26 protein-coding genes are annotated in these 24,950 nt (G+C 69.8%); 15 read left to right on the top strand and 11 right to left on the bottom strand.

What is annotated here, in order from left to right; genetic code table 11:
* Positions 1–27 precede the first annotated feature (27 nt).
* Together QRN67_RS23915 and QRN67_RS23920 are read left to right on the top strand one after the other, a co-directional pair.
* A complete protein-coding gene (locus QRN67_RS23915; RefSeq protein ID WP_285413869.1) occupies positions 28–486 on the top strand; it encodes a helix-turn-helix domain-containing protein in 459 nt (152 codons plus the stop codon).
* Between the two features lie 20 nt (positions 487–506).
* On the top strand, positions 507–1,808 hold the full coding sequence (locus tag QRN67_RS23920; RefSeq protein WP_285414054.1) for a HipA domain-containing protein: 1,302 nt from the start codon (positions 507–509) through the stop codon (positions 1,806–1,808).
* Between the two features lie 7 nt (positions 1,809–1,815).
* Here QRN67_RS23920 and QRN67_RS23925 read toward each other — a convergent pair whose 3' ends face one another.
* On the bottom strand, positions 1,816–2,802 hold the full coding sequence (locus tag QRN67_RS23925) for a tripartite tricarboxylate transporter substrate-binding protein (RefSeq protein WP_081268257.1): 987 nt from the start codon (positions 2,800–2,802) through the stop codon (positions 1,816–1,818).
* Between the two features lie 59 nt (positions 2,803–2,861).
* Positions 2,862–4,859 carry an acetoacetate--CoA ligase gene (locus QRN67_RS23930; protein WP_285413870.1) on the bottom strand — a complete coding sequence of 666 codons (1,998 nt, stop codon included), beginning with the start codon at positions 4,857–4,859 and terminating at the stop codon, positions 2,862–2,864.
* Between the two features lie 106 nt (positions 4,860–4,965).
* On the opposite strand from QRN67_RS23930, the gene QRN67_RS23935 reads away from it, so the two are divergent.
* From QRN67_RS23935 to QRN67_RS23975, 9 genes are all read left to right on the top strand, one after another.
* Positions 4,966–5,751, top strand: coding sequence for a Crp/Fnr family transcriptional regulator (locus QRN67_RS23935; RefSeq protein ID WP_285413871.1), 786 nt, complete (start codon positions 4,966–4,968; stop codon positions 5,749–5,751).
* A gap of 129 nt (positions 5,752–5,880) precedes the next feature.
* Positions 5,881–6,621 carry an outer membrane lipoprotein gene (locus tag QRN67_RS23940; protein ID WP_285413872.1) on the top strand — a complete coding sequence of 247 codons (741 nt, stop codon included), beginning with the start codon at positions 5,881–5,883 and terminating at the stop codon, positions 6,619–6,621.
* 147 nt (positions 6,622–6,768) lie between these two features.
* Complete coding sequence (locus QRN67_RS23945; RefSeq protein ID WP_285413873.1) at positions 6,769–7,683, top strand: dihydrodipicolinate synthase family protein; 915 nt, start codon at positions 6,769–6,771, stop codon at positions 7,681–7,683.
* A 51-nt stretch (positions 7,684–7,734) separates the two neighbouring features.
* Positions 7,735–8,868, top strand: a complete 1,134-nt coding sequence (locus tag QRN67_RS23950; protein WP_106936337.1) for a branched-chain amino acid ABC transporter substrate-binding protein — start codon at positions 7,735–7,737, stop codon at positions 8,866–8,868.
* Positions 8,869–8,882: 14 nt separating this feature from the next.
* Complete coding sequence (locus QRN67_RS23955) at positions 8,883–9,818, top strand: 4-hydroxyproline epimerase (RefSeq protein ID WP_285413874.1); 936 nt, start codon at positions 8,883–8,885, stop codon at positions 9,816–9,818.
* Positions 9,819–9,829: 11 nt separating this feature from the next.
* Positions 9,830–10,933 carry an NAD(P)/FAD-dependent oxidoreductase gene (locus QRN67_RS23960; protein WP_285413875.1) on the top strand — a complete coding sequence of 368 codons (1,104 nt, stop codon included), beginning with the start codon at positions 9,830–9,832 and terminating at the stop codon, positions 10,931–10,933.
* A complete protein-coding gene (locus QRN67_RS23965) occupies positions 10,930–11,184 on the top strand; it encodes a (2Fe-2S)-binding protein (RefSeq protein ID WP_081268263.1) in 255 nt (84 codons plus the stop codon). Before QRN67_RS23960 ends, QRN67_RS23965 begins: the two co-directional genes overlap by 4 nt.
* Positions 11,181–12,479: an NAD(P)/FAD-dependent oxidoreductase gene (locus tag QRN67_RS23970; protein WP_285413876.1), complete on the top strand. Its 1,299-nt coding sequence runs from the start codon at positions 11,181–11,183 to the stop codon at positions 12,477–12,479. The genes QRN67_RS23965 and QRN67_RS23970 overlap by 4 nt, the downstream gene beginning before the upstream one ends.
* A 26-nt stretch (positions 12,480–12,505) precedes the next feature.
* Entirely contained in the window at positions 12,506–13,174 is a 669-nt protein-coding gene (locus QRN67_RS23975; RefSeq protein ID WP_234382226.1) for a GntR family transcriptional regulator, read from the top strand.
* A 10-nt stretch (positions 13,175–13,184) separates the two neighbouring features.
* Here the strand turns inward: QRN67_RS23975 and QRN67_RS23980 are convergent, their stop codons facing one another.
* Both QRN67_RS23980 and QRN67_RS23985 read right to left on the bottom strand, forming a co-directional pair.
* Positions 13,185–13,406, bottom strand: a complete 222-nt coding sequence (locus QRN67_RS23980; RefSeq protein ID WP_285413877.1) for a tautomerase family protein — start codon at positions 13,404–13,406, stop codon at positions 13,185–13,187.
* Positions 13,337–14,305 (bottom strand): DMT family transporter, encoded by a 969-nt coding sequence (locus QRN67_RS23985; protein WP_285413878.1) that lies wholly within the window; start codon positions 14,303–14,305, stop codon positions 13,337–13,339. The genes QRN67_RS23980 and QRN67_RS23985 overlap by 70 nt, the downstream gene beginning before the upstream one ends.
* Before the next feature lie 92 nt (positions 14,306–14,397).
* Between QRN67_RS23985 and QRN67_RS23990 the strand changes: the two genes are divergently transcribed.
* Positions 14,398–15,285, top strand: coding sequence for a LysR family transcriptional regulator (locus QRN67_RS23990; RefSeq protein ID WP_285413879.1), 888 nt, complete (start codon positions 14,398–14,400; stop codon positions 15,283–15,285).
* Between the two features lie 19 nt (positions 15,286–15,304).
* Here the strand turns inward: QRN67_RS23990 and QRN67_RS23995 are convergent, their stop codons facing one another.
* Both QRN67_RS23995 and QRN67_RS24000 read right to left on the bottom strand, forming a co-directional pair.
* Positions 15,305–15,625, bottom strand: coding sequence for a hypothetical protein (locus QRN67_RS23995; RefSeq protein WP_285413881.1), 321 nt, complete (start codon positions 15,623–15,625; stop codon positions 15,305–15,307).
* 93 nt (positions 15,626–15,718) lie between these two features.
* Complete coding sequence (locus tag QRN67_RS24000; protein WP_164546861.1) at positions 15,719–15,889, bottom strand: hypothetical protein; 171 nt, start codon at positions 15,887–15,889, stop codon at positions 15,719–15,721.
* A 59-nt stretch (positions 15,890–15,948) separates the two neighbouring features.
* On the opposite strand from QRN67_RS24000, the gene QRN67_RS24005 reads away from it, so the two are divergent.
* Complete coding sequence (locus QRN67_RS24005; RefSeq protein ID WP_285413885.1) at positions 15,949–17,403, top strand: MATE family efflux transporter; 1,455 nt, start codon at positions 15,949–15,951, stop codon at positions 17,401–17,403.
* On the opposite strand, the gene dbpA is transcribed toward QRN67_RS24005, so the two are convergent.
* The 4 genes from dbpA to QRN67_RS24025 all read right to left on the bottom strand — a co-directional run bounded on the left by dbpA (position 17,378) and on the right by QRN67_RS24025 (position 21,071).
* The gene (gene dbpA, locus QRN67_RS24010) at positions 17,378–18,808 is read right to left on the bottom strand and encodes an ATP-dependent RNA helicase DbpA (RefSeq protein WP_285413887.1); all 1,431 of its coding nucleotides are present in this window, start codon (positions 18,806–18,808) and stop codon (positions 17,378–17,380) included. The two genes, QRN67_RS24005 and dbpA, sit on opposite strands and share 26 nt — an antisense overlap.
* 84 nt (positions 18,809–18,892) lie before the next feature.
* Positions 18,893–19,165: a translation initiation factor IF-1 gene (gene infA, locus QRN67_RS24015; protein ID WP_015867950.1), complete on the bottom strand. Its 273-nt coding sequence runs from the start codon at positions 19,163–19,165 to the stop codon at positions 18,893–18,895.
* A gap of 58 nt (positions 19,166–19,223) precedes the next feature.
* Entirely contained in the window at positions 19,224–19,472 is a 249-nt protein-coding gene (locus QRN67_RS24020; RefSeq protein WP_081271150.1) for a hypothetical protein, read from the bottom strand.
* Positions 19,473–19,835: 363 nt separating this feature from the next.
* On the bottom strand, positions 19,836–21,071 hold the full coding sequence (locus QRN67_RS24025) for an MFS transporter (RefSeq protein WP_285413890.1): 1,236 nt from the start codon (positions 21,069–21,071) through the stop codon (positions 19,836–19,838).
* Positions 21,072–21,155: 84 nt separating this feature from the next.
* On the opposite strand from QRN67_RS24025, the gene pdxR reads away from it, so the two are divergent.
* Together pdxR and QRN67_RS24035 are read left to right on the top strand one after the other, a co-directional pair.
* Complete coding sequence (gene pdxR / locus QRN67_RS24030) at positions 21,156–22,622, top strand: MocR-like pyridoxine biosynthesis transcription factor PdxR (protein WP_285413891.1); 1,467 nt, start codon at positions 21,156–21,158, stop codon at positions 22,620–22,622.
* A gap of 83 nt (positions 22,623–22,705) precedes the next feature.
* Positions 22,706–23,791, top strand: a complete 1,086-nt coding sequence (locus tag QRN67_RS24035; RefSeq protein WP_285413892.1) for a catalase family protein — start codon at positions 22,706–22,708, stop codon at positions 23,789–23,791.
* Between the two features lie 5 nt (positions 23,792–23,796).
* Here the strand turns inward: QRN67_RS24035 and QRN67_RS24040 are convergent, their stop codons facing one another.
* Positions 23,797–24,852 carry a sugar phosphate isomerase/epimerase family protein gene (locus QRN67_RS24040; protein ID WP_285413893.1) on the bottom strand — a complete coding sequence of 352 codons (1,056 nt, stop codon included), beginning with the start codon at positions 24,850–24,852 and terminating at the stop codon, positions 23,797–23,799.
* Positions 24,853–24,950: the final 98 nt, after the last annotated feature.

Raw genomic sequence — 24,950 nt, forward strand, 5'->3', positions numbered from 1 at the left:
AGCCAGGGCCGATATTCTGAGTCCGCCATGGACTATCCCCTGCGCTTCGTCGACCAGCTCCGGCCGCACCTCAAGGCCCTGCGGAAGCAGCGCGGGCTGACGCAAGCGCAGGCCGGCGCGCTCATCGGCGTCAGCCAGGCCCGCGTCGCGGAAATCGAGGCAAACCCCGGCGCGGTCAGCTTCGAGCAGCTGATGAAACTGCTGTCGGCGCTGGGGGCCTCCTTTTGCCTGCGCGACGAGGCTGCGCAAAGCCGCGTGCTCGTGGCCGCTGAAGAGGCCGCGCAGTACGACGCGGTGAAGCTCCCGCCCGGCCCATGGACCGCCATGCAGATGAGCGATCAGTCTGTGCTGGTGCGCCTGGAAGCCGAATCACCGGGCGCACCGGGCGAATCGCTTCGGGCGCTCCAGGCGCTGAATCCCGGCAAGGAGGTCAAGCCCACGTCGCGCCGCAGCTTCGTCGTGCGGCCGAAGAGGGAATCCTGGTGACGCAGGCCCTGGATGCCTGGATGAACGGAGAGCGCGTAGGCACCTGGTTCGCCGACCGTGGCGCCCACGCTTTCCGCTACGACCCGGCCTGGCTGGAATCGCCCCGGCGGCGCTCGCTGTCGCTGTCGATTCCGCTCAACAGCACGCTCGAGGTTCGCGGCGATGTGGTCCGCAACTACTTCGACAACCTGCTGCCCGACAACGACCGCATTCGCGCGCGGCTGCGCAACCGCTTCCGGCTCAAGGATGCCACCACCTTCGGCCTGCTCGAAGCCATCGGCCGCGACTGCGTCGGTGCCGTGCAGCTGCTGCCCGAAGGGGCTGTGCCGGAAGGCTGGAACGCCATCAACTGCGAGCCGCTGGACGACGCGCAGATCGCCGAACTGCTGCAGGCCGTGCCGTCCGAAGACGCCCCGCAAGGCATGCGCGACGAAGACCTGTTTCGCATCTCGCTGGCCGGCGCGCAGGAAAAGACGGCACTGACCCGATGGAATGGCGCGTGGTGCCGGCCGCACGGCGCCACGCCCACCACGCACATCGTGAAGCTGCCGCTCGGGCTGATCGGCGGCTCCAGGCGCGTGGACGCCTCCGACTCGGTGCAGAACGAATGGCTGTGCGCGCAGATCGTCGAGGCCCTGGGCCTGCCGGTGGCGCCGACCTCCATGGCCACCTTCGGCGGGCAGACGGTGCTGATGGTGGAGCGCTTCGACCGCGAATGGATGGACGGCGGCACCTGGATCGCGCGGCTGCCGCAGGAAGACTTCTGCCAGGCCCTGGGCCTGCCGTCAGACAAGAAGTACGAGCAGCACGGCGGCCCCGGCATGCCGAAGTGCCTGCAGCTTCTGCAAGGCAGCCGGAGCGCGGACGACGGCATGCGCTTCCTGCTCGCGCAGCTGGCTTTCTTTCTGCTCGCGGCCACGGACGGGCACGCCAAGAACTTCTCGATCCATCTCCAGCGCGGCGACGCCTACGAGATGACGCCGCTGTACGACGTCATCTCGATGTGGCCGTACTTAGGCGATGGCGCCAATCAGTTCCAGCCGCGCAAGGCGGGGCTGGCGATGGCCGTGCGCTCGCGGAACACGCACTACGTGTTCCAGACCATCCAGGCGCGCCACTGGCATGGCCTGGCCATGAAGAACGGCGGCATCGACGTATGGAACGCCATGCTCGGCCTGGTGGCGTCGGTGGACGCCGCGCTGGACGAAGTCGAGGCGCTGCTGCCGCCTGGCTTTCCCGCGCGGACCTGGCAGACCATTTCGCAGGGCATGCGGGGCGAGGCGAAGCGATTCCTCGCAGGCCTCGACGGCATCGCTGCGTAGAAGCCGCTCAGGACTCGGAGGTGAAGCCGATCTGCTTCACCAGCGGCCCCCAGCGCTCGTACTCGGCCTTCTGGTCGGCCGCCATGTCCTGCGGCGTGCTGGCGTTTGCGACCAGGCCGACCAGGGCCAGCGCGTCAACCACGGCCTTGTCTTTCAGCGCCTGGGTGATGGCGGCATTGGCGGCGGCGATGGTGGCGGCGGGCGTCCTGGCGGGCGCGTAGAAGCCGAACCATTCCTCGGACGTCACGTCGGGGTAGCCCAGTTCGGTGAATGTCGGCACGTCGGGCAGGAAGGGCGAGCGCTTCTTGCCGGAGGTCGCCAGCACGCGGATGCGGCCGGTCTTCATGTACTGCAGATAGTCGCCGCTGGGGTTCATGGCGGCGGCGATCTGCCCGCCCACGAGGTCGGTGATGCTGGGCACGGTGCCGCGGTAGGGAACGTGCTTGATCTCCACGCCCGCGCGCATGCCCAGCAGCGCGCCCAGCAGGTGCGGCATGGAGCCGGCGCCGGGCGAGCCGTAGCTGGCCTTCTCGGGGTGGGCCTTGGCCCAGGCCAGGAAGTCCTTGAGCGTCTTGACCTCGGCGGGCACGGCGGGCCCCACGGCCAGGCCATGGAACATGATCGCGCCGATGGACACGGCCGTCACGTCTTCCGGCTTGTACGCGAGCTTCGGGTAGATGTACGGGTAGACCGCCAACGCCGACACGGGGGCCAGTGCCAGCACGGAGCCATCGGCCGGCGCGGCCTTGAGCGTCTCCAGCGCGATGCGCCCGCCCGCGCCGGGCTTGTTCTCCACATAGCCTGGGTTCTTGCTGTAGGCCGTGCCGCCCAGCTTTTCGGACACGCGGCGCGCCACGCTGTCGCCGGCGCTGCCGGCGGGAAAGCCGTAGATGACCTTCACCTGGTCCAGTGCCTGCGCGATGGCCGAGAAGGGCATCAGCGCCCCCGCGGTGGCGGCGCCGGCCATGGTGTTCAGGAAGTGACGTCGTTGCATGGTTCTGTCTCCTTGAGTGTGTGTGTATGCGTGCGGGGAAAAACTGGGGGGCGCCGGCGTCAGGCGGCCGTGCGCTGTCGGGCGTAGTCGATGAAGAAGGCGAGGCTGCGAGGGTTTTGCATGCTGTCGGGGCTGGCCACCTTGTCGGCCGGGGCGCCCAGCAACAGCCTGCGCACCGGCACTTCCATCTTCTTGCCGCTGAGCGTGCGCGGAATCTCGTCGACCTGGACGACGTCGTCGGGCACATGGCGCGCCGAGGCCTTGGCCCGGATGTCGGCGCAGATGCGCTCCTTGAGCGAAGCGTCGAGCGTCGCGCCCGGCTGCAGCACGACGAACAGGGGCATGAACGACGGCCGGCCCAGGTACTCCAGGTCGACCACCAGGCTGTCGCGCACCTCGGGCAGTTGCTCCACCACCCGGTAGATCTCGGCCGTGCCCATGCGGATGCCGAATCGGTTGATGGTGCTGTCGGAGCGGCCGTAGATCACCGCGCTGCGCCGCGGCGTGAAGCGAATCCAGTCGCCGTGCCGCCAGACGCGGGGAAAGGTCGTGAAGTAGCTCTCGCGGTAGCGCTGGTCATCGGGATCGTTCCAGAAGTAGAGCGGCATCGAGGGCATCGGCTTGGTGATGACCAGTTCGCCCACTTCATCGACCACCGGCCGGCCGGCGTCGTCGAAGGCGTAGGCCGCCACGCCCAGCTCGGGGCACTGGATCTCGCCGGCATGCACCGGCAAGCTGGGAGCGCAAGCCACGAAGCCCGAGGCGATGTCGGTGCCGCCGCTGATGGAGGCCAGCCAGAGGTCGGGCTTGACGGCCTCGTAGACCCACAGGTAGGCGTCGACGGGCAGCGGCGAGCCGGTCGCGTTGATGGCCCGCAGGCGGTCCAGCTTCGCGATGTCGCGCGGGCGCAAGCCTTCCTTCATGCAATTGACCAAGTAAGCCGCGCCGCAGCCGAACAGCGTGACGCCCTGCTCGTCGATGAAGCGCCACAAGGCCTTGGCATCCGGCCAGCTGGGGTTGCCGTCGAACATCACGATGCTCGCGCCGGTCAACAGCGCGCCCACCTGCAGGTTCCACACGATCCATCCGGTGCTGCCCAGGAACAGCAGCCGGTCGCCCTCGCGCAGGTCGTGCTGCAGCGCCATGGTCTTCAGGTGCGTGAGCACGATGCCGCCGTGGCCGTGCACCATCGCCTTGGGCAGGCCGGTGGTGCCGGAGGAATAGACGATCCACAGCGGGTGGTCGAAAGGCAGGCGCTCGTAGTGCGGCGGCGCGTCGTTGCGCAGCGCCTCGGCCCAGTCGACGCGGTCGCGCCAGTCGGGCACAGGCGCTTCGTCCGCGGCGCCCGGCACGTGGACTACGCGCTTCACGCTGGGCAGCTCGGCCAGCAACTCCCTGACCTGGGCGATGCGATCGTGGCGCTTGCCGTTGTAGCGGTAGCTGTCGGTGGCCAGCAGCAGGCAGGGCTCGATCTGGCGCAACCGGTCCAGGACCACGCCAGGGCCCATGTCCGGCGCGCAGCTGGACCATATGGCGCCGATGCTGGCGCAAGCCAGGAAAGCGACGACGGTCTCTGGCCAGTTGGGCAGGTAGCCGGCCACCCGGTCGCCGGGGCCGATGCCCCAGGCGCGCATCTGCCCGGCCAGCGCGGCGACGTCGCGTTCGAGCCCGGCCCACGACACGGTGCGCAGCGGCGCGCCTTCCCTGCGCGCGATGATCGCTGGACTTGCCGGGTCCATGGGCGCCCGGCGAAACAGGTTCTCTGCATAGTTCAGCCGCATGCCCGGGAACCACTGCGCACCGGGCATCTCGCGGCGGCCCAGTGCCGGTTGCGGATCGCCGTGGCCGACCACGCCGAAGTACTCCCGCACCGATTGCCAGAAGGCGTCCAGTTCCTCCACCGACCACTGCCAGAGCGCTTCGTAGCCGCCCGCGGGCACGCCGTGGCGGTCGGCCAGCCATTGCTGGTAGTCGTGCAGGCGGCTGGCGCGAATCTGTTCGGCCGAAGGCGACCACAGCAGTGGGGCTTGAGCTTCGGAGGGGGTCGAGGTGTGCATGTCGTGGCCGGATGAATCCAGGGTGCGGGCGGGTTGGGCCGGATTGTTCGGTCTGCGTCGAAGCGTTACTGTTGAAACGGGGACATTTGGAGGAAGGGTTTACCCGTTGAAAACGAAGCCGGACGATCTGCCGATTCCGCCTGGCACGGTGCCGCACGCGGCCCCGGCCACCCGCCTGCCGCCTCGGCGCCTGAACGTGGGCGAACCTGCCGGCTACCGGCTGGACGAGCTGTTGCGCCTTTCGCCCTGGTACGCGGTGCTCCCGGCCCCGGCACAGGGCTGGATCTTGAAACGCGCCCGCGAACACCGGGTCTCGCAGGGCCAGCTGCTGGCCCGGCGGGGCGAGATACCGACAGCCTGGTTCGGGCTCGCGCAGGGGCTGCTCAAGACCTCCGTGCTCGCCGCGGACGGACGCAGTTCCACGCTCGGCGGCATCCTGCCGGGCTGCTGGTTCGGCGAAGGCGCGCTGCTGCGCGGCAAGCCGCGCCATGCCGACTACGTGGCGCTGCGCGACAGCCGCGTCGTACTGCTGCCGCTCGACGATTTCGCCCGTCTGCTGCAGGAGCAGCCGGTGTTCAAGGACTTCGTGTACTCGCAGATCAACGAGCGCCTGCACTACTTCATGGACCATGTGGGCGACGTGCGGCTGATGCGCGGCCCCGCGCGAGTGGCGAATGCGCTGTGCGGACTGGCGCATGTGCTGAACAACCCGCTCGGCCTCGTCCACCTGCCCATCGCGCAGGACGAACTGGCCGCCATCGCCGCTGTTTCACGCCAGCGCTGCAACCTGGCACTGCAGCACATGCAGGCTCAGGGCTGGCTGCACGTCGGCTATGGGCACCTGACCTTGCTCGCGCTCGACCCCATCGCCGAGATGGCTCGCTCCGGCTGACGCCCTTCTTCCGCAGCGGCGTGGCAAACGCTGCGTGTAGGACGCCGCTGGATTGACAACGCGGCGTCGGCGCCCATGCTCCGGGGTGGGTTCCCCGCATGCTGCGAGGGAAAGAAAAAAGGATTCCCCATGGACTCGACATCCCCCCTTGATCAACCCTCCGGCGCGCCGGGCGCCGCCAGGTCGCCGAAGGCACTGTGGGCAGTGATCGGCGTCCTGGCCGTGGCCGTGGTGGCGCTGGGCGGCGTGCTGTTGCACAAGCAGTCGCAGGACACGACGGCGGCCGCCGCAGCCTCGCCGCCCGTGGCCGCCGCGATGGCGCCCAAGGCGCCGGACGACTTCAAGCCCGAGCTCATGCCGCCCGCCCCCGCCGTGCCACCTACCGGCGCGGGCCCGGCACCGCAGGCCATGGCCGCGGCGCCCATGTCCACGCCTGTCCCGGCCCCGCTGCCGGCGCAAGCCGTCCAGCCCGCACCCGCCCCCGGCTCGAATGCGCCGGTGGTGGCCGCCGCCCAGCCCGCACCGCCGCCTTGCGCAGTCTGCGGCCGGGTCGAATCGGTCCGGCCGGTGCAGCGTGCACAGCGCACCACCGGTGTCGGCGCGGTCGCGGGCGGCGTGGTGGGTGGCCTTGTGGGCAACCAGTTCGGCCACGGCAACGGCCGTGCCGCGACCACCGTGCTCGGCGCGGTCGGCGGCGGCTTCGCGGGCAATGCCATCGAGAAGCACGTGCGCACCGTCACCGTCTACGAGGTCGGCGTGCGCATGGACAACGGCTCGCTGCGTACGGTGGAGACCAAGAGCGCGCCGCCCATCGGCAAGCCGGTCACGCTCAGGCGCGGCGTGCTGCGCCCGGCCGACGGCCGCAAGTAGCGCACGGCGGCGGCCCGCCCCCGGGCCGCCATATCACACAAGCTCCGTGCCCGGAAGAGCGCTTGCCCCACGAATATCTTGACGGTATATTGTTAATATATTTAAAGTGCGACGCTTCCACACCGCACATCCACAAGGAGCGACCAAGTGAGCAATCCCCGCTGGCAAGGCATCTTCCCCGCCGTCACCACCAAGTTCCACGCCGACGAGAGCATCGACGCCGAAGGCACCGCCCGGCACATCGACTTCCAGATCCGCAACGGCATCCACGGCCTCGTCACCTGCGGCTCGCTCGGCGAAGCCAGCACGCTCACGCTGGAAGAAAAGCTGCAGGTTGCCAAGATCGCGCTGGAGGCCGCCGACGGCCGCATCCCGGTGCTTGCCAACGTGTCGGAAACCAGCACCCGGGAGGCGCTGCGCTACGTGGACGGCGCCAACAAGCTCGGCGTGGCCGGCTTCATGGTGATGCCCTCGGTGATCTACGTGGCCGACGCGCGAGAGGCCATGCTCAACGTGCGCACGATCGCCAACGCTGCGCAGAAACCCATCATGGTCTACAACAACCCGGTGGCCTACCGCGTCGACCTTAAGCCGCAGCACATGGTCGAGCTGGCCGACTGCGAATGGATCGCGGCCATCAAGGAAAGCACCGACGACATCCGCCGCATCACCGACCTGCGCAACACCGTGGGCGACCGCTACCAACTGTTCCTGGGCGTGGACGACCTCGCCTACGAAGGCCTGGCACTCGGCTGCGACGGGCTGCTGGCCGGCGTCGGCTGCGCCTTCCCGCGCGAGACCGTGGCGCTGTACGACCTGATGAAGGCAGGCAAGTTCGCCGAAGCGCTCAAGCTCTACCAGTGGATGACGCCGATGCTGCACCTCGACGTGTCGACCAAGCTGGTGCAGAACCTCAAGCTCATCGACGTGCTGGTGGGCGTGGGCACCGAGCACATGCGCCGTCCGCGCCTGCCGCTCATCGGCGCCGAGCGCGAGTTCATCGAAGGCATCGTGAAGAAGGCGCTCGCGACCCGGCCTGTTCAATACCAGTCGGTCATGTAATAACCGCACGGCCTCGCGTTTTTCATCGTCCCCAACCCAGCAGGAAGAAGCATGAAGACAAAAGCAAGCATGGTTTCGTTTCTCGGACTCGCGGCCCTCGCCCTTGCAGGCCAGGCGCATGCGCAGGAGCAGGTGGTCAAGATCGGCCACAGCGGCCCGCTTTCCGGCCCCAACGCCTTCGCGGGCAAGGACAATGAAAACGGCGTGCGCCTGGCCGTGGAGGAGCTCAACGCGAAGAAGCTCGTGGTCGGCGGCAAGACGCTCAAGTTCGAGCTGGTCTCCGAAGACGACCAGTGCGACGCCAAGACCGGCGTGAGCGTGGCGCAGAAGTTCGTGGACGACGGCGTGAAGTTCGTCATGGGCCCGTATTGCTCCGGCGTGGCCATTCCGGCCTCGCGCATCTACAGCGACGGCGGCGTGCTGCTCTCCACCGTGGGCACCAACCCCAAGGTCACGCAGGGCGGCTACAAGAACCTCTACCGCATCATCGCCAGCGACAACCAGATCGGCGGCGCGATGGCGGTCTATGCGGCCAAGGTGCTCAAGGTCAAGAAGGTCGGCGTGATCGACGACCGCACCGCCTTCGGCCAGGGCCTGGCGGAAGAGTTCACCAAGGAAGCCAAGGCGCAGGGCCTGAGCGTGGTCGGCCAGGAGTTCACCACCGACAAGGCCGTCGACTTCACCGCCATCCTCACCAACATGAAGGCCAAGGCGCCCGAGGCCATCTTCTTCGGCGGCTATGCGCCGCAGGCCGCGCCCATGGCCCGGCAGATGAAGCAGCTGGCCGTGGCCGGCAAGCTGCTGGGCGGCGACACCGTCTGCAGCCCCGCCACCGGCAAGCTCGGCGGCGACGCGGTCAACGACGTGGTGTTCTGCGCGCAGGGCGGCTCCATCCTCGAGAAGGCGCAGAGCGGCCCGGCGTTCAAGGAGAAATTCAAGAAGCGCTTCAACATCGACGCCGACGCCTACGCCGCCTCGTACTACGACCAAGTGATGTTCATCGGCGAGTCGATGAAGAAGGCCAACTCCATCGACCCCGACAAGGTCGGCGCCGAGCTCTACAAAACCACCTACAAGGGCGTGGCCGCCACCTACGCCTACGACGACAAGGGCAACATGAAGCAGGCGCCGATCACGGTGTTCACCTTCAAGAACGCCGCGCCCGTTCCCCTGGCCAGCTACTGATGGGGCCCGGCCGCATGCAACGCATCCAGGTCATCGACTCGCACACGGGTGGGGAGCCCACGCGCCTTGTGATCGGCGGGTTCCCCGATCTGGGCGGCGGCAGCATGGCCGAGCGCCGCGCGCTGCTGGCCGAGCGGCACGACAAATGGCGCGCCGCCGCCGTGCTGGAGCCGCGCGGCAGCGACGTGGTGGTGGGCGCGCTGCTGTGCGAGCCCGTGTCGCCCGACGCCGCCGCCGGCGTGATCTTCTTCAACAACGCCGGCTACCTCGGCATGTGCGGCCACGGCACCATCGGGCTGGTCGCGAGCCTGGCGCACATGGGGCGCATCGGCGTGGGCGAGCACCGCATCGAGACGCCCGTGGGCACGGTCACGACCACGCTGCATGAAGACGGCTCGGTGAGCGTGCGCAACGTGCCGGCCTACCGGCACCTGCGGCAGGTGGCGGTCGAGCTGCCGGGCCACGGCGTCGTGCGCGGCGACGTGGCCTGGGGCGGCAACTGGTTCTTCCTGGTGAGCGAACACGGCCAGCGCGTGGCCAGCGACAACCTCGCGGCGCTGACCGACTACACCGCCGCTTTGCGCCGCGCACTGGCGGCGCAGGGCATCACCGGCGCGGACGGCGCGGAGATCGACCACATCGAACTCTTCGCCGACGACAGCGAAGGCGCCGACAGCCGCAACTTCGTGCTGTGCCCCGGCAACGCCTACGACCGCTCGCCCTGCGGCACCGGCACCAGCGCCAAGATCGCCTGCCTCGCGGCCGACGGCAAGCTCGCGCCGGGCGCGGTGTGGACGCAGGCCAGCGTGATCGGCAGCCGCTTCGAGGCCAGCTACGCGATGGACGGCGACAAGGTCATTCCCACGCTGCGCGGCCGTGCGCACATCAGCGCGGAGGCCACGCTGCTGATCGACGACGACGATCCCTTCGGCTGGGGCATCCGGCTCTGACGCCGGGCGGCATGGACGCGGACGTCATCGTCATCGGCGCCGGCATCGTCGGCGCGGCGTGCGCGCATGCGCTCGCGCAGGCGGGGCTGCAGGTGCTGGTGCTCGATGCGCGCATCGGCGGCGCCACCGGCGCGGGCATGGGCCACCTCGTGGTGATGGACGACAACGCGGCCGAGCTGGAACTGAGCCGCCGTTCGGTCGCGCAATGGCGCGCGCTGGCGCCTCGCATGAGCGAAGACTGCGCCTACAGCCCCTGCGGCACGCTCTGGATCGCGGCCAACGACGAAGAAATGGCCGAGGCCGAACGCAAGCGCCAGCGTCTGCATGCGCACGGCATCGACAGCCGCCTGCTGACTGCCGGCGAATTGGCAAGCGCGGAACCCGCCTTGCGCAAGGGCCTGGCCGGTGCGCTCGAAGTGCCTGGCGACGGCATCCTCTATGCGCCCAACGCGGCGCGCTGGCTGCTCGCGCAAGCCGCGGATTCGGTGCGTGTCGAGCATGCGAAGGTCGCCGCCATCCAGGACGACGGCACGCTGCGGCTGGCCGATGGCAGCAGTCGCCGCGCGCCGCAGATCGTGCTGGCCAACGGCATCGAGGCCACGGCGCTGTGCCCCGAACTTCCGATCCGCCCGAAGAAGGGCCACCTGCTGATCACCGACCGCTACCCGGGCACCGTGCATCACCAGCTCGTCGAACTCGGCTACGTGACCAGCGCGCACCACAGCGACGGCGATTCGGTCGCCTTCAACGTGCAGCCGCGCCCCACCGGGCAACTGCTGGTGGGCTCGTCGCGCCAGTTCGACACCACCGACCCGGCGGTCGAAGCGCCGATGCTGGCGCGCATGCTGCAGCGCACGCTCGACTACCTGCCGGGGCTCGCCAACCTCAACGCCGTGCGTTCATGGACCGGCATGCGCGCCGCGTCGCCCGACGGCCTGCCGCTGCTGGGCAGGCATCCGTGGCGCGAGAAGCTCTGGCTCGCGGTCGGCCACGAAGGCCTCGGCGTGACGACCGCGCCGGGCAGCGCGCAACTGCTCGCCGCGCTGATGACCGGCGCCAGGCCCGATTTCGACCCGGCGCCCTACGCGCCGCGCGGCCTGCGAGGCATGGCATGAGCGCCCACACCCTGCTGCACATCGACGGGCATCTGGTGCGCGTGAAGACGGGCAGTTCGGTGGCCGCGGCATTGCGCGTGGCCGATGGCGGCGGCATGGGCGCTGCGCGCACCTCGGTCACGGGGCAACCGCGCGCGCCGTTCTGCGGCATGGGCGTGTGCCAGGAATGCCGCGTGCTGGTCGACGGCCGCCGCAGGCTCGCCTGCCAGACCGTGTGCGCCGAGGGCATGCGCGTGGAGACGACGGAATGACCGGCATCGCGACGGACAGCTGCGACCTGCTGGTCGTCGGTGCCGGGCCGGCCGGCATGGCGGCGGCCGTGGCGGCCGCGCCGAGCGGCGCATCCATCGTCGTGATCGACGACAACCCCGCGCCCGGCGGGCAGATCTGGCGCGACGGCCCCGGCGCCGCCCTGCCGCCGGCGGCGCGCAAGTGGCGCGACGCGCTCGCCGCGCACGCGAACATCCGCGTGCGCAGCGGCACGCGCATCGTCGCCATCGCCGCGCCCTGCGAACTGCTGCTCGAAGACGCCGGCGGCGCGACGCGCATGGCGTGGCGCAAGCTCATTCTCTGCACCGGCGCGCGCGAGCTGCTGCTGCCCTTCCCCGGCTGGACGCTGCCCGGCGTGACAGGCGCGGGCGGCCTGCAGGCGCTCGTCAAGGCGGGCATGCCTGTCGAGCGTGAACGCATCGTCATCGCGGGCAGCGGGCCGCTGCTTCTTGCCGCCGCAGCAACCGCACGCGCGGCAGGCGCGAAGGTGCTGCGCATTGCCGAGCAGGCGTCGTTCGCAGCGGTCGCGCGCTTCGGCGCCAGCCTGGCGCGCTGGCCGGGCAAGGCCGCGCAGGCCGTGACGCTGGCCGACGCCGGCTATCGAACCTCGTCGCGCATCGTCTCCGTGCATGGCGCGGCGCAGGTCGAATCGGTCCGGCTGCTGCAAGGCGGCAAGGAAGCCGACATCGCCTGCGACCGCGTGGCCTGCGGCTTCGGCCTCACGCCCAACACGCAACTCGGGCAGCTGCTCGGCTGCGCACTCGCGCCAGTCGGCGGCGGCACGCAGGCCCTGTCGGTCGACGCAAGGCAGGCCACCAGCGTCCACCGCATCTACGCCGCCGGCGAATGCACCGGCTTCGGCGGCAGCGAGCGCGCGCTGGTGCAAGGCGCCATTGCCGGCCACGCCGCCGTGGGCAACGAGCGCGCGGCGAAAGCCCTCGAAAGCGAGCGCACCCGCTGGAACGCCTTCGCGGCGCAGCTGCACCGGACTTTCGCGCTGGCCGACGCCATCAGGCGCATGCCGCAGGCCGACACCCTCGTCTGCCGCTGCGAGGACGTTCCGTTCTCCGCACTGGCCGGCTGCACCGGCTGGACCGACGCCAAGCTGCACCGCCGCTGCGGCATGGGCGCCTGCCAGGGCCGTGTCTGCGGCGATGCGGCGCAGTTCCTCTTCGGCTGGACGCCGCCCGCGCCCAGGCCGCCGCTGTCGCCGGTCCGCATCGCGACGCTGGCGGGCCTGGTGGACACAGTGGACCCGGTGGACGCCCGACAATGACGCCGCAGCATCCGCACAAGAACACCATGGCCGCCCCGAAGACCGATTCCCGCCCCCCGCCCAAGCGCCGCGCCGCCGACCTCGCCTACGACGCCATCGAAACGCTGCTGTCCACCGTGCAGCTGGAGCCGGGCAGCCAGATCGCCGAGGCCGACCTGGCCGAACGCACCGGGCTCGGCCGCACGCCGGTGCGCGAGGCGCTGATGCGCATGGTGTCGATCGGCCTCATCGTGCAGCAGCCGCGCCGGGGCCTGCTGGTGTCGACCATCGACCTGGCCGACCACCTCGACGTGATCCTCACGCGGCGCGTGCTCGAACGGCTGATTGCCGCGTGCTCCGCGCGCCGCGCCACCGCGCAGCAGCGCACGGCCATCGTGCATTGCGCCGAGATGATGGTCGAGGCCGCGGGCCGCGGCGACCTCAACGACTACATGAAGGCCGACCGCGCGCTCGACCTCGTCAACCACCAGGCGAGCCACAACGATTCGGCGGTGAAGGCCGTGGTGCCGCTGATCGTGCAGTGCCGGCGCTTCTGGTACGCCTACCAGCACGAGGGCGAGATCGTCGAGGGCGCGAACGCGCACCTCGAACTGGCGCAGGGCATCGCCACCGGCGACGAGGCCGCCGCCATTGCCGGCGCCGACCGGCTGATGGACTACCTCGAAGTGTTCGCGCGCAAGATCATCGACAGGTAGGCCCGGCCGGTCAGCCGCCCGCCGCGCGCCGCCGCTGCCGCAGCACCGTCGCGCTCTCGCCGCCCTGGCCCCAGTTGTCGGGGTCGATCTCGTCGATCAGCACCGTCACGTCTTCGGGCCGCTTGCCCAGCACCTCCTGCAGCAGCCTGGTGGCGCCGTCGATCAGCGCGGCCTTCTGATCGCGGGTGGCGGGTTGCTCGCGGCGAGCGAGGCGGATGGTGACGAGGGGCATGAGCGGATTCCTCCAGGGGGCGTGGCTGCGTGATTCTGCCAACGCTGCCCGCCGCGCTGCGCACGCTGGCTGAGCCAGATGCTCGCGATCACGATGCCGATGCCCAGCACCTGCCATGCAGAGAGGCTCTGCCCCAGCAGCGCCCAGCCCAATATCACGGCCGTCACCGGGCTCAGGAAGGCCAGCGGCGCGATCGCCGAGGGCTCCAGCCGGGCCACGCCGCGGAACCACACGATGTAGGTCAGTGCGGCGCCCACCAGGCCGAGCCAGCCGAAGCCGATCCAGTTGTGCAGCGTGAGCGCGGGCAGCGGCGGCTCCAACAGCAGCGCCACCGGCAACAGCAGCAGGCCGCCCGCCGTGAGCTGCCATGCCGTGAAGGTGAGGGCCGACACCGGCGGCTGCCAGCGCCGGCTCAGCACCGTGCCGAAAGCCATCGACACCGCGGCTGCAATCGCTGCGGCGATGCCGACGGCGTCGAGTGCCGCGTTCGGCGTGAGCACCAGCAGCGCAACCCCGCCGATGCCCACCACCGCCGCCGCCACCGACAGCGCGCGCACCGGCGCGCCCAAAAAGGCGCCGGCCAGGAACACCACCAGCAGCGGCTGCACCGACGTGATGGTGGCCGCCACGCCGCCCGGCAGCCGGTACGCCGCCAGGAACAGCATCGCCCACAGCATCGAGAAATTCAGCGCGCCGAGCACGAAGATGCGGCCCCACCATGCGCGCTCCGGCAGCTTGCGCACGATCAGCAGCAACAGCAGCCCGGCCGGCAGCGCGCGCAGCAGTGCCACCGTCAGCGGGTAGCCGGGCGGCAGCAGCTCGGTCGTGACGATGTAGGTGCTGCCCCAGATCGCGGGCGCTGACGCGGTGAGGAGGACGTCGGTGGTGCGGCTTGTCATGGGTCGAATCTATGGAATTGACCGCCGGTTGTGAATGTTCGAATAATGAATTGATTCTTTACCGCCAGTCGTCAATTCGCAGCGTTTCCAGCATGGACCATCTCACGGCCCTCAAGGTGTTCCGCACCACCGCCGCCACGGGCAGCTTCGCCGGTGCCGCGCGGCAACTGGGGCTCTCGGCCGCGGCCGTCAGCAAGAACATCGCGCAGCTGGAGGCGCACCTGAAGGTGCGGCTCATCAACCGCACCACGCGGCAGATGAGCCTGACCGAAGCCGGCGCCGCGTACCACGAGCGCCTGTCGCGCATCCTCGACGAGCTTTCCGAGGCCGACGCCGCCCTCGCGCCCATGGGCAGCAGCCCCGGCGGCGTGCTGCGCGTGAGCGCGCCGCTCACTTTTGCGCTCACCTCGCTGTCGCCCGCCATTCCCGAGTTCATGGCCCGCTACCCCAAGCTGCGGCTCGAGCTGAACCTGCAGGACGGCCGCTCGGACATCATCGGCGAGGGCTATGACCTGGCCATCCGCGGCAGCGACCGGCTCGAGGACTCCAGCCTCGTCGCGCGCCGCCTCATGACCATGGACCACGTGCTGTGCGGCGCCCCCGGCTACTTCGCCGCGTTCGGCCGCCCCGCGCAGCCCGAAGACCTGAAGGCCCACGAGTGCGTGCAGTTCACGCTCTCCGGGCATGCGAACAAATGGACCTTCAACCGCGCCGGCCGCAGCGTGGCGGTGCCCGTCGACGGGCGCTACAAGGTCAGCTCCAGCATCGCAGTGCGCGACGCGCTGCTCGCGGGCTTCGGCCTGAGCCTGATCCCGCGCATCTACGTCGAGAACGAGCTGGCCTCGGGCCGCCTGCAGGCGGTGCTCGAAGACTGGGAGGCCGACAAGACGCCGGTGTACGCGGTCTACCCCTCGCGTCACCTCGCGGCGAAGACGCGCGCTTTCGTTGACTTCCTGGCTGAGCGGTTTTCAGCGCGCTGATCGCTCGGGAGCGGCGCGCTCAGTCGGCGTCTGGCGCCGGTTCCGGGCCCTGCCAGCCCAGCAGCTCGGCCAGCCGCTGGACGATCCAGGCGGCTTCCGCCGCCGACACGCCCGCCTCGGGCGTCGCCAGCCCGGCGTGGATGCGCCGCAGGATCTCGCTCTCGACCGGTACTTCGGTGTAGTGCTGGATCTGCGCGTGGCCCACGAGATGGTTCGCCAGGTCTTCGCAGATCTCGTAGCGCGCTCGCACCACGCCGATCGGCTCGCTCAGGCGCTGGCGCGCGTCGCTGTAGACCGCGAAGAACGAGGGCGGGATGTAGATCTGGTTGTCGTCGGACATCGCGAATCGCTCAGGAAGGCCGTCGTCCCAACGACAAAACGCGCCCGGGGGCGCGTTCGTCGTCGTGGCTCCGTGGAGCCGGCGAAGGCTGGATCAGCCGCCCTTCTTGGCGCGCTTGCCAGGGTTCTTCTTGCTGCGCGTTGCGGTGCCGCGCTCGAGGCTGACCTTCTGGCCGCCACCGGAGCGAGGCACGGTGTAGCCGGGCAGCGGCGTCGGCTTCGGGGTGGCAACGCGTTCGGCTTCGGTACGGAATGTCTTGGGCATGAAAAGCTCGGGTAAAAGTAATGTTCGAACCCGCAATTAGGCCACATCGAGGATTTCATATGCCAATAACCGAAACAACCGCCGGCGCCGGGCGTCCGCGCTTCGTTTCGGGCTCGCTGATGCGCCATGTCTGCGTCATGGCGGGCACGGGCGCCATCGGGCTGATCGCGGTGTTCGCGGTCGACCTGATCAACCTGTTCTACATCTCGCTGCTCGGCGAAAAGGAGACTGCGGCGGCGGTCGGTTTTGCGGGCGTGGTGGGCTTCTTCCATGCGTCGCTTTGCATCGGGCTGACCATCGGCATCGCGGCGGTGGTGTCGCGCACGGTGGGCGCGGGGCGCTTGGAAGACGCGCGACGCATCGGCACCTCGAGCCTCGTGCTGATGGTGGCGCTGTCGGTGCTCGCGGGCTCGGGCACCGCCTTCTTTCTGCACCCGGCGCTGCAGGCGCTGGGCGCGCAGGGCGAGACGGCGCGGCTCGCGCATCGCTACCTCTCGGTGACGGTGCACACGCTGCCGCTGCTGGGCATCGGCATGGCGACGTCGGCGCTGCTGCGCTCGGTGGGCGATGCGCGCCGCTCGATGACGGTCACGCTGGCGGGCGCCTTCGTGACGGCGGTGCTCGACCCGATATTGATCTTCGGCCTGGGCCTGGGGCTCGACGGCGCGGCCATCAGCGCGGTGGTCTCGCGCACGGTGCTGGCGGCCATCGGCCTGCACGGCGTGATGGTGAAGCACCGCATGCTCGGTCCCTTCCAGGCTTCGCGGCTCGGCGCCGATGCGCGCGCGCTGGGCTCGGTGGCCGGGCCGGCGGTGCTGACGAACCTGGCCACGCCAGTGGGCGCGGCCTTCGTCACGCATGCGGTGGCGCAGTTCGGTCCCTCAGCGGTGGCGGGCGCGGCCACCATCGACCGGCTCACGCCGGTGGCCTTCGGGCTGGTCTATGCGCTCAGCGGCGCGGTCGGGCCGATCCTGGCGCAGAACCTGGGCGCGGGGCAGTACCGAAGGGTGCAGGAAGGGCTGCGCGACAGCCTGCTGTTCATGGTGGCGTCGGTGGCCGCGGCGTGGCTGCTGCTGGCGCTGGGGCAAGGCGTGCTCATTCGCGCGTTCTCGGCCGAAGGGCAGGCGGCGGAGTTGATCTCGCTGTTCTGCAGCTGGCTGGCCGCGAGCTTCTTCTTCGCGGGCGGGCTGTTCGTGGCGAACGCGTCGTTCAACAACCTCGGACATCCGCTGCTGTCGACCGCGTTCAACTGGGGGCGCGCCACGCTGGGCACGATTCCGTTCGCCTGGTGGGGCTCGCACCACGGGGCGGCCGGCGTGCTGATCGGGCAGGCCGTGGGCTCGTCGATCTTCGGGCTGCTCGCGGTGGTGGTGGCGTTCAGGCTGGCCGCGAAGCTGGCGCGGCAGGAGGCGCCCGACGCGGCACCGGCCCCGGTGCTCGACGCACCGGTGGCGCCTGCATCGGCGCTGGCCACGCCGCAGGCGGGCGTTACTGCTCCAGCAGCCGCACCTTGACCGACTTGCCCTTGACGCGGCCGGCGGACAGCTTGCGCGCCGCCTCGGCCGCGATGGCGCGGTCCACCGCCACGTAGGTCGAGAACTCGTTGACGTTGATCTTGCCGACCTGCTCCTTCGTGTAGCCGCAGTCGCCGGTGAGCGCGCCCAGCACGTCGCCGGCGCGGATCTTTTCCTTGCGCCCGCCCACGATCTGCAGCGTGGCCATCGGCGGCTTCAGCGGCGTGCCCTTGGCGGGCGTGAGTTCGGACAGCTCGTGCCATTCCGATTCGCGGCCCTGCAACTGCTCGATCTTCCCGACGAAGCCCATCTCGTTCATGCTGGCGAGGTTCAGCGCCAGGCCTTCCGAGCCGCCCTGCTGGCCGACCCGGCCGGTGCGGCCGACGCGGTGGATGTGGATTTCGGAATCGGGCGTCACGTCGACGTTGATCACCGCCTCGAGGTGCGAGATGTCGAGCCCGCGCGCGGCCACGTCGGTGGCCACCAGCACCGAGCAGCTGCGGTTGGCGAACTGCACCAGCACCTGGTCGCGCTCGCGCTGCTCCAGCTCGCCGAACAGCGCCAGCGCGCTGAAGCCCTGGGCCTGCAGCACATCGACGAGGTCGCGGCACTGCTGCTTGGTGTTGCAGAAGGCCAGCGTGCTCACGGGGCGGAAATGGTCGAGCAGCAGGCTCACGGCGTGCAGCCGCTCGCTGTCCTTGACCTGGTACCAGCGCTGGCGGATCTTGCTGCCTTCATGCTGCGCCTGCACCGTGATCTGCTCGGGGTTCTTCATGAACTGCTGCGCGAGCTTGGCGATGCCTTCGGGGTACGTGGCCGAGAACAGCAGCGTCTGGCGGGCCGAAGGGCACTGGCGCGCCACCGTCACGATGTCGTCGAAAAAGCCCATGTCCAGCATGCGGTCGGCTTCGTCGAGCACCAGCGTGTTGAGCGCGGACAGGTCGAGGTTTTCGCGCTCGAGGTGGTCCATGATGCGCCCCGGCGTGCCCACCACGATGTGGGCGCCATGCTCCAGGCTGGCGACCTGCCCGCGCAGCGCGACGCCGCCGCAGAGCGTGACGACCTTGATGTTTTCCTCGGCGCGCGCCAGGCGGCGGATTTCGGTCGTGACCTGGTCGGCCAGCTCGCGCGTCGGGCACAGCACCATCGCCTGTATGGCGAAGCGCCGGGGGTTGAGGTTGGCAAGCAGCGCCAGTGCGAAGGCGGCGGTCTTGCCGCTGCCGGTCTTGGCTTGCGCGATCAGGTCCTTGCCGAGCAGCGCGGGCGGCAGCGCGGCCGCCTGGATCGGCGTCATCTGCGTGTAGCCGAGCTGGGTGAGGTTGGCCAGCATCTGGGGCGTGAGCGCCAGCGTGGCAAAGCCGTTGTCGGCTGGGGTGCCGCCGGCTTTGGGATTGGTTGTGGTCATCGTTCAGCAGCCGGGGAGCGCAAAAAACAAAAGCCTTGCCGGCTCCCTTGGCGGGGCGCCGCAAGGCCTTGCGTCAGTCGCGGATCAGCGGCGGGGTGCGTTGTTGTTGCCGGAGTTGGTCGGCGGCGGGCCGCGACGTTCCAGGTGACGGAAGGTGATACGGCCCTTGGTCAGGTCGTAGGGCGAGAGTTCGAGCGACACCTTGTCACCCGCCAGGATGCGGATGTGGTGCTTGCGCATCTTGCCGCCGCTGTAGGCGATCAGCTGATGGCCGTTGTCGAGCGTGACGCGGTAGCGCGAGTCGGGCAGGACTTCGGTCACCGCGCCGTTCATTTCGATCAGTTCTTCCTTGGGCATGTGTGATTACCTCTGAATCGTTCGATGTGTGTTGGAGATGGAATCGGGCGTAATTGTTTCAGGCCGCGCACGGGAGTGCGAGGGGGGCGCGTTCGCGCACCCAGCCAAGGCCCTCGTCGACGGCATAGCGGACCGCCGCGGCGTGGCTGGCGAAGCGCGGCGTGAAACGCATCACGCGGTCGTGCATGCCGCTGCCGCTGCCGGAGCGGATGGAGACGGAAGCGGCGAAATTGCCGTCGTCCTGGTGTCGGATGAGCGGCGAAACAAGGTACTTGCCCACCGCGATACTGTGTTGAATGATGTCCATGAAGCCTTGGCTCGGCGCGCGGATACGAAGCGCGAAGAGCCTGAAAAATAATTGAAAACGGGCGTGGGCCGGCCGGAATGGCGCGGCGGACGCGCTATTCGCTTCAACAGGAACGAAGGCAGTGGTGGCAATCATGGGCGCCCGGTCTGGCGCTCCAACACACTGTATGAGCCGGCTTGGGAATGAGGGGCCTGAAGAATCCAAGGACAGTGCAGGTCAGCCGGCGGTATTGACGAAATTCTTCGTCGTGGTATCGAAACGAACCCGACATTATAGCCCGCAGGGCATGACGACCGCTTGTCTTAATTACAACGCTTCCATGAAAAAGGCCCCGAGGGGCCAGCGATCAGAGGTTTTCAGCTACTAAAAACATAGCGATGCCGGGGCGGAACAGGCCCTCCGTGCCCTGCGAGCCGCCCGAAGCAGCAGCGCCAGCCCTGCGAGTTGCATCGCGGCGCCCGCCCATCCCACCGCGCTCACGCCGAACAGCTCGATGGCCGCGCCGCCCAGCGCCGAGCCTGCCGCGATGCCGAGGTACGTCGCCGATGCATTGAGCGACAGCGTCATCGGCGCGCGCTCCGGCGCCAGCCGGATCAGCCGCACCGCCTGCGCCGGCCCGAAGCCCCAGCCGGCAAAGCCCCACAGCGCCGACAGCCCCACGATCAGCGGCAACGCCAGCCCGCGCGGCAGCATCTGCGCCGCGAACGACAGCCCGCCCAGAATCAGCACCAGCAACAGTGCAAAACCCTGCGCCACGCGGTCGGCGCCGAAGCGGTCGGTGGCCCAGCCGCCGGCCGCGGTGCCAAGGGCCGCGGCCACGCCGATGGCGCAGAACACCGCGCTCGCGCCTTCGGCCCCTAGGCCCAGCGTGTCCGACAGGAACAGCGCGATGTAGGTGTAGAAGCTGAAGCCCCCGGTGGCCCACAGCAGGGTGACGAGCAGCGCCGGCAGCACGCCGGGTGCGCGCGCCGCCTCGAAGGCCGGTGCCTGCTTCGCGGTAGCGGGGGCTTGGGCCAGGGCGCGCGGCAATCCCAGGGCCAGGCCCCAGGCGGCCAGTGCCGCCACCGCCGCGATCAGCAGGTAGGCCGTGCGCCAGCCGCCCCAGCTCGCGATCCACGCGCCCAGCGGCACGCCGAGCGCCACCGCCACGGTGCCGCCGCCGCTCACGATGGCCAGCGCCCGGCCGCGCAGTGCGGGCGACACCATCGCCGCCGCCACCGCGCTCGCGGTCGGCAGGAACACGCCGGCCGCCAGCCCCAGCGCGATGCGCGCGAGCGCCAGTTGCGCGAAGCCGTGCGCCAGTCCCGCCGCCAGTGCGAGGCCCGAGAACGCGGCGAGGCTGGCGATCAGCAGCGGCCTCCGCCCGAAGCGCGCGAACAACGCCGCCATCAGCGGGGAGCCGACGGCGTAGCTCAGCGCGAACAGCAGCACCAACTGTCCGGCCCGCGCGGCGCTGACCTGCAGGTCGGCCGCCAGCACCGGCAGCAGTCCCGCGACCATGAAGCTTTCGGTGCCGATGGCGAAGGCGCCCAGCGCGAGCCAGCCGAGGCTCATGGGCAACCGTTCGGGCAAGGGCGCGGCAGTGGGGTTGGTTGGCATGGAATGCTCCGTTCAAAGGTGTTCCGAGGCCTTCAGAATAGGATTGCGATTGGCTCCTTGAAAGAACCACAATCGGCGAAGTTCATGGAACCACTTTTCGAACTCGCCATCCGCCTGCCGGGCGCCGGCTCGCGCGAACTGCTGCGCGAAGTGCACCGGCAGTTGCGCGGCGCCATCCTCGACGGCCGGCTGCAGCCCGGCGCGCGCCTGCCCGCCACGCGCGCGCTGGCCGAGCGGCTCGGCGTGTCGCGCAACACCGTGCTCGCGGCCTACGACCTGCTGCTGAGCGAGGGCTACCTGCTGGCGCGTCCCGGCGCCGGCACCTACGTGGCCGACACCCTGCCGGCCTCGCGGCGCGGCCGTCCCGCCCGCCCGGCGCGGGGCATGGCGGCCGGGCGCGACCCCCGGCTGGTGCCGCTGCACGTGCCCGGCGCCGATCTCGCGCCGACGCTGCAGCCGCAAGCCGCGCGCGACGACTTCCGCGTCGGCCTGCCCGACGTGAGCGCCTTTCCCTTCGACATCTGGCGCCGCCTGTCCGACCGAGCGCTGCGCCGCGTCGCGCGGCAGACCGCCGACTACGCCGACCCGCAGGGCCAGCAGGCACTGCGCGAGGCGATCGCGCGGCATGTGTCGTTCACCCGCGCGGTGGGCTGCACAGCCGGCGACATCGTGGTGACGGCCGGCGCGCAGCAGGCCTTCGGGCTGCTCGCGCGCATCCTGGTCGTACCGGGGCGCACCGTGGTCGCGGTCGAGCAGTTGTTCTATCCCTCGCTGCGCGAAGCGATGCTGGCCGCGGGCGCGAAAGTGGTCACCGTGCCGACCGACACCGAGGGCCTGTGCGTCGAGCGCATTCCGCCCGAAGCGCGCGTGGTCTGCGTGACGCCGTCGCACCAGTTTCCCACCGGCGTGGCGATGTCGCCGCAGCGGCGTGCCGCACTGCTGGCCTTCGCGCGGGCACGCAATGCGGTCGTGGTGGAAGACGACTACGACAGCGAATTCCGCTTCGCCGGCCGGCCGCTCGATGCACTGCAGACGCTGGACCGCGCCGAGTCGGTGTTCTACGTCGGCACTTTTTCCAAGAGCCTGTTTCCCGCGCTGCGCCTGGGCTTCGTGGTCGCGCCGCCATGGGCCCGCGCGGCGCTGGTGCGGGCGCGCGAACTGGCCGACTGGCACGGCCCGGTGCTGGGGCAGGAAGCACTCGCGGCCTTCATTGCCGAGGGGCACCTGGCCCGGCACATCCGCAAGATGCGCAAGCTGTACGGCGCTCGGCGCGCCGCCCTGCTCGACGCACTGGCGCGGCACGGCGGCGGGCGGCTCGAGGCGATTCCATCCAACGCCGGGCTGCACCTGTCGGCCTGGCTGCACGGCCCGACGCGGGCCGACGTGGTGGTCGAGCGCGCCGCGGCGGCCGGCATCGTGCTGCCGCCGCTCTCGCGCTTCGCGCTCGATCCGCACGCGCCCGACGTGCCCAACGGGCTGTCGTTCGGCTACGGGCTGATCGGCGAAGCGCAGATCGACGGCGCCATCCAGCGCTTGGTGCAACTGCTGTAAGCCCGCCCACGCAGGCATTCGAGCGCACGCGATGGCGTCGCGCTCCTACAGCCGTTGCGCGGGCCACTGCGCTCAATCGAGGCATGAACACGACCGCACTCTCTTCAGCAACCCCCGTGCGCTACGACCCCGCCGTGGAAACCTTCCGCGACGACGAGGCGCAGACGCAGACCGACCTGGTGGCCACGCTCGTCGACATGGAGAAAACCATGGCCGACCACACCGGCCATGCCATGCGCGCGGTGCACGCCAAGAGCCACGGCCTGCTGCGCGGCGAACTGAGCGTGCTCGACGGCCTGCCCGAAACGCTGGCGCAGGGCCTCTTCGCGTCGGCGCGCCGCTACCCGGTCGTCATGCGGCTGTCGACGCCGCCCGCCGAGGTGCTCGACGACCGCGTCTCGCTGCCGCGCGGCATGGCCCTGAAGGTGCTCGGCGTGGAAGGTCCGCGCGTCGACGGTGCCGAAGGCGGCTCCACGCAGGACTTCCTGTTCGTCGACGGACCGGTGTTCTCCGCGCCCGACGCCAAGGGCTTCCTGCGCACTCTGAAGCTGCTTGCGGGCACCACCGACAAGGCGCCGAACGCCAAGCGCGTGCTGTCTGGCGTGCTGCAGGGCGTCGAGAAGGCGGTCGAGACTTTCGGCGGCCAGAGCGGCACGCTGATCGCACTCGGCGGCCATGCGGAGACGCACCCCCTCGGCGCCACCTTCTTCACGCAGGTGCCGATCCGCTATGGCGCCTACATCGCCAAGCTGCAGCTGGCGCCTGTTTCCCCGGCGCTGCTGGCGCTGGAGAACGCGCCGCTCGACCTCGCCGGCAAGCCCGACGGCACGCGCGAGGCGGTGGCCGACTTCATCCGCGCGAACCCCGCCGTGTGGGAACTGCGCGTGCAGCTGTGCGTGGACCTGGAACGCATGCCGGTCGAAGACGCATCGGTCGAATGGCCGCAGGCGCTCAGCCCGTTCATTGTTGTCGCGCGCATCACGGCCGATCCGCAAGAAGGCTGGAGCGAGGCGCTGGCGCGCGAGATCGACGACGGCATGGCCTTCAACCCCTGGCATGCGCTGGCCGCGCACCGGCCGCTGGGCAACGTGATGCGCGCGCGCAAGGCGGCGTATGCGGCTTCGTCGGACTACCGCAGCGAGCGCAACGGTTGCCCGCTGCACCGCTGAAGATTTCAGCCCAGCCCGAGCATCCGCCGGTTGGCCGCCACGTCCACGCCGCCCGCGGCGAAGTCGTCGAAGGCCCGGTCGGCCACGCGGATGATGTGGTCGGCAATGAACTTCGCACCCTCGCGTGCGCCGTCTTCGGGGTGCTTGATGCAGCACTCCCATTCGAGCACCGCCCAGCCCGGGAAGTCGTACTGCGCCATCTTCGAGAAGATGGCCTTGAAGTTCACCTGACCGTCGCCCAGCGAGCGGAAGCGGCCTGCGCGGTTGATCCAGCTCTGGAAGCCCCCGTACACGCCCTGCTTGCCGGTCGGGTTGAACTCGGCGTCCTTCACGTGAAAGATCTTGATGCGCTCGTGGTAGTGGTCGATGTAGGCCAGGTAGTCGAGCTGCTGCAGCATGAAGTGGCTCGGGTCGTACAGCAGGCAGGCGCGCGGATGGTTGTTCACGCGCTCCAGGAACATCTCGTAGCTCACGCCGTCGTGCAGGTCTTCGCCGGGGTGGATCTCGTAGCCCACGTCCACGCCCGCCGCGTCGAAGGCATCGAGGATCGGCCGCCAGCGGCGCGCGAGCTCGTCGAAGGCTTCCTCGATGAGTCCCGGCGGGCGCGGCGGCCACGAATAGAGATACGGCCAGGCCAGCGCGCCCGAGAAGGTCGCATGCGCCGTGAGGCCCAGGTTGGCCGATGCCTTGGCCGCGAAGTGAAGCTGCTGCACCGCCCATTGCTGGCGCCTGGCCGGATCGCCGCGCACCTCGGGCGCCGCGAAGCCGTCGAAGCCCGCGTCGTAGGCCGGGTGCACCGCCACCAGCTGGCCTTGCAGGTGTGTCGAGAGCTCGGTGATCTCCAGGCCGTGCTTCGCCAGCGTGCCTTTCACCTCGTCGCAGTAGGTCCTGCTTTCGGCCGCCTTCTTCAGGTCGAACAGGCGGGCGTCCCAGCTGGGAATCTGCACGCCCTTGTAGCCGAGCCCGGCGGCCCAGCCCGCAATGCCGTCGAGCGTGTTGAACGGTGCCGTGTCGCCCGCAAACTGGGCGAGAAAAATGGCCGGACCCTTGATTGTCTTCATCGGTTTGTCTTCCTTGTTCGTGGGCGTCGCGTTGAAAGCATACTTGGCGTGTCGTCCGACCCCGTGCGAGAGGCCAACGAGCCACAATGGATTTTCCT

The sequence above is a fragment of the Variovorax sp. efr-133-TYG-130 genome, assembly GCF_030208835.1.
Lineage (GTDB): Bacteria > Pseudomonadota > Gammaproteobacteria > Burkholderiales > Burkholderiaceae_C > Variovorax.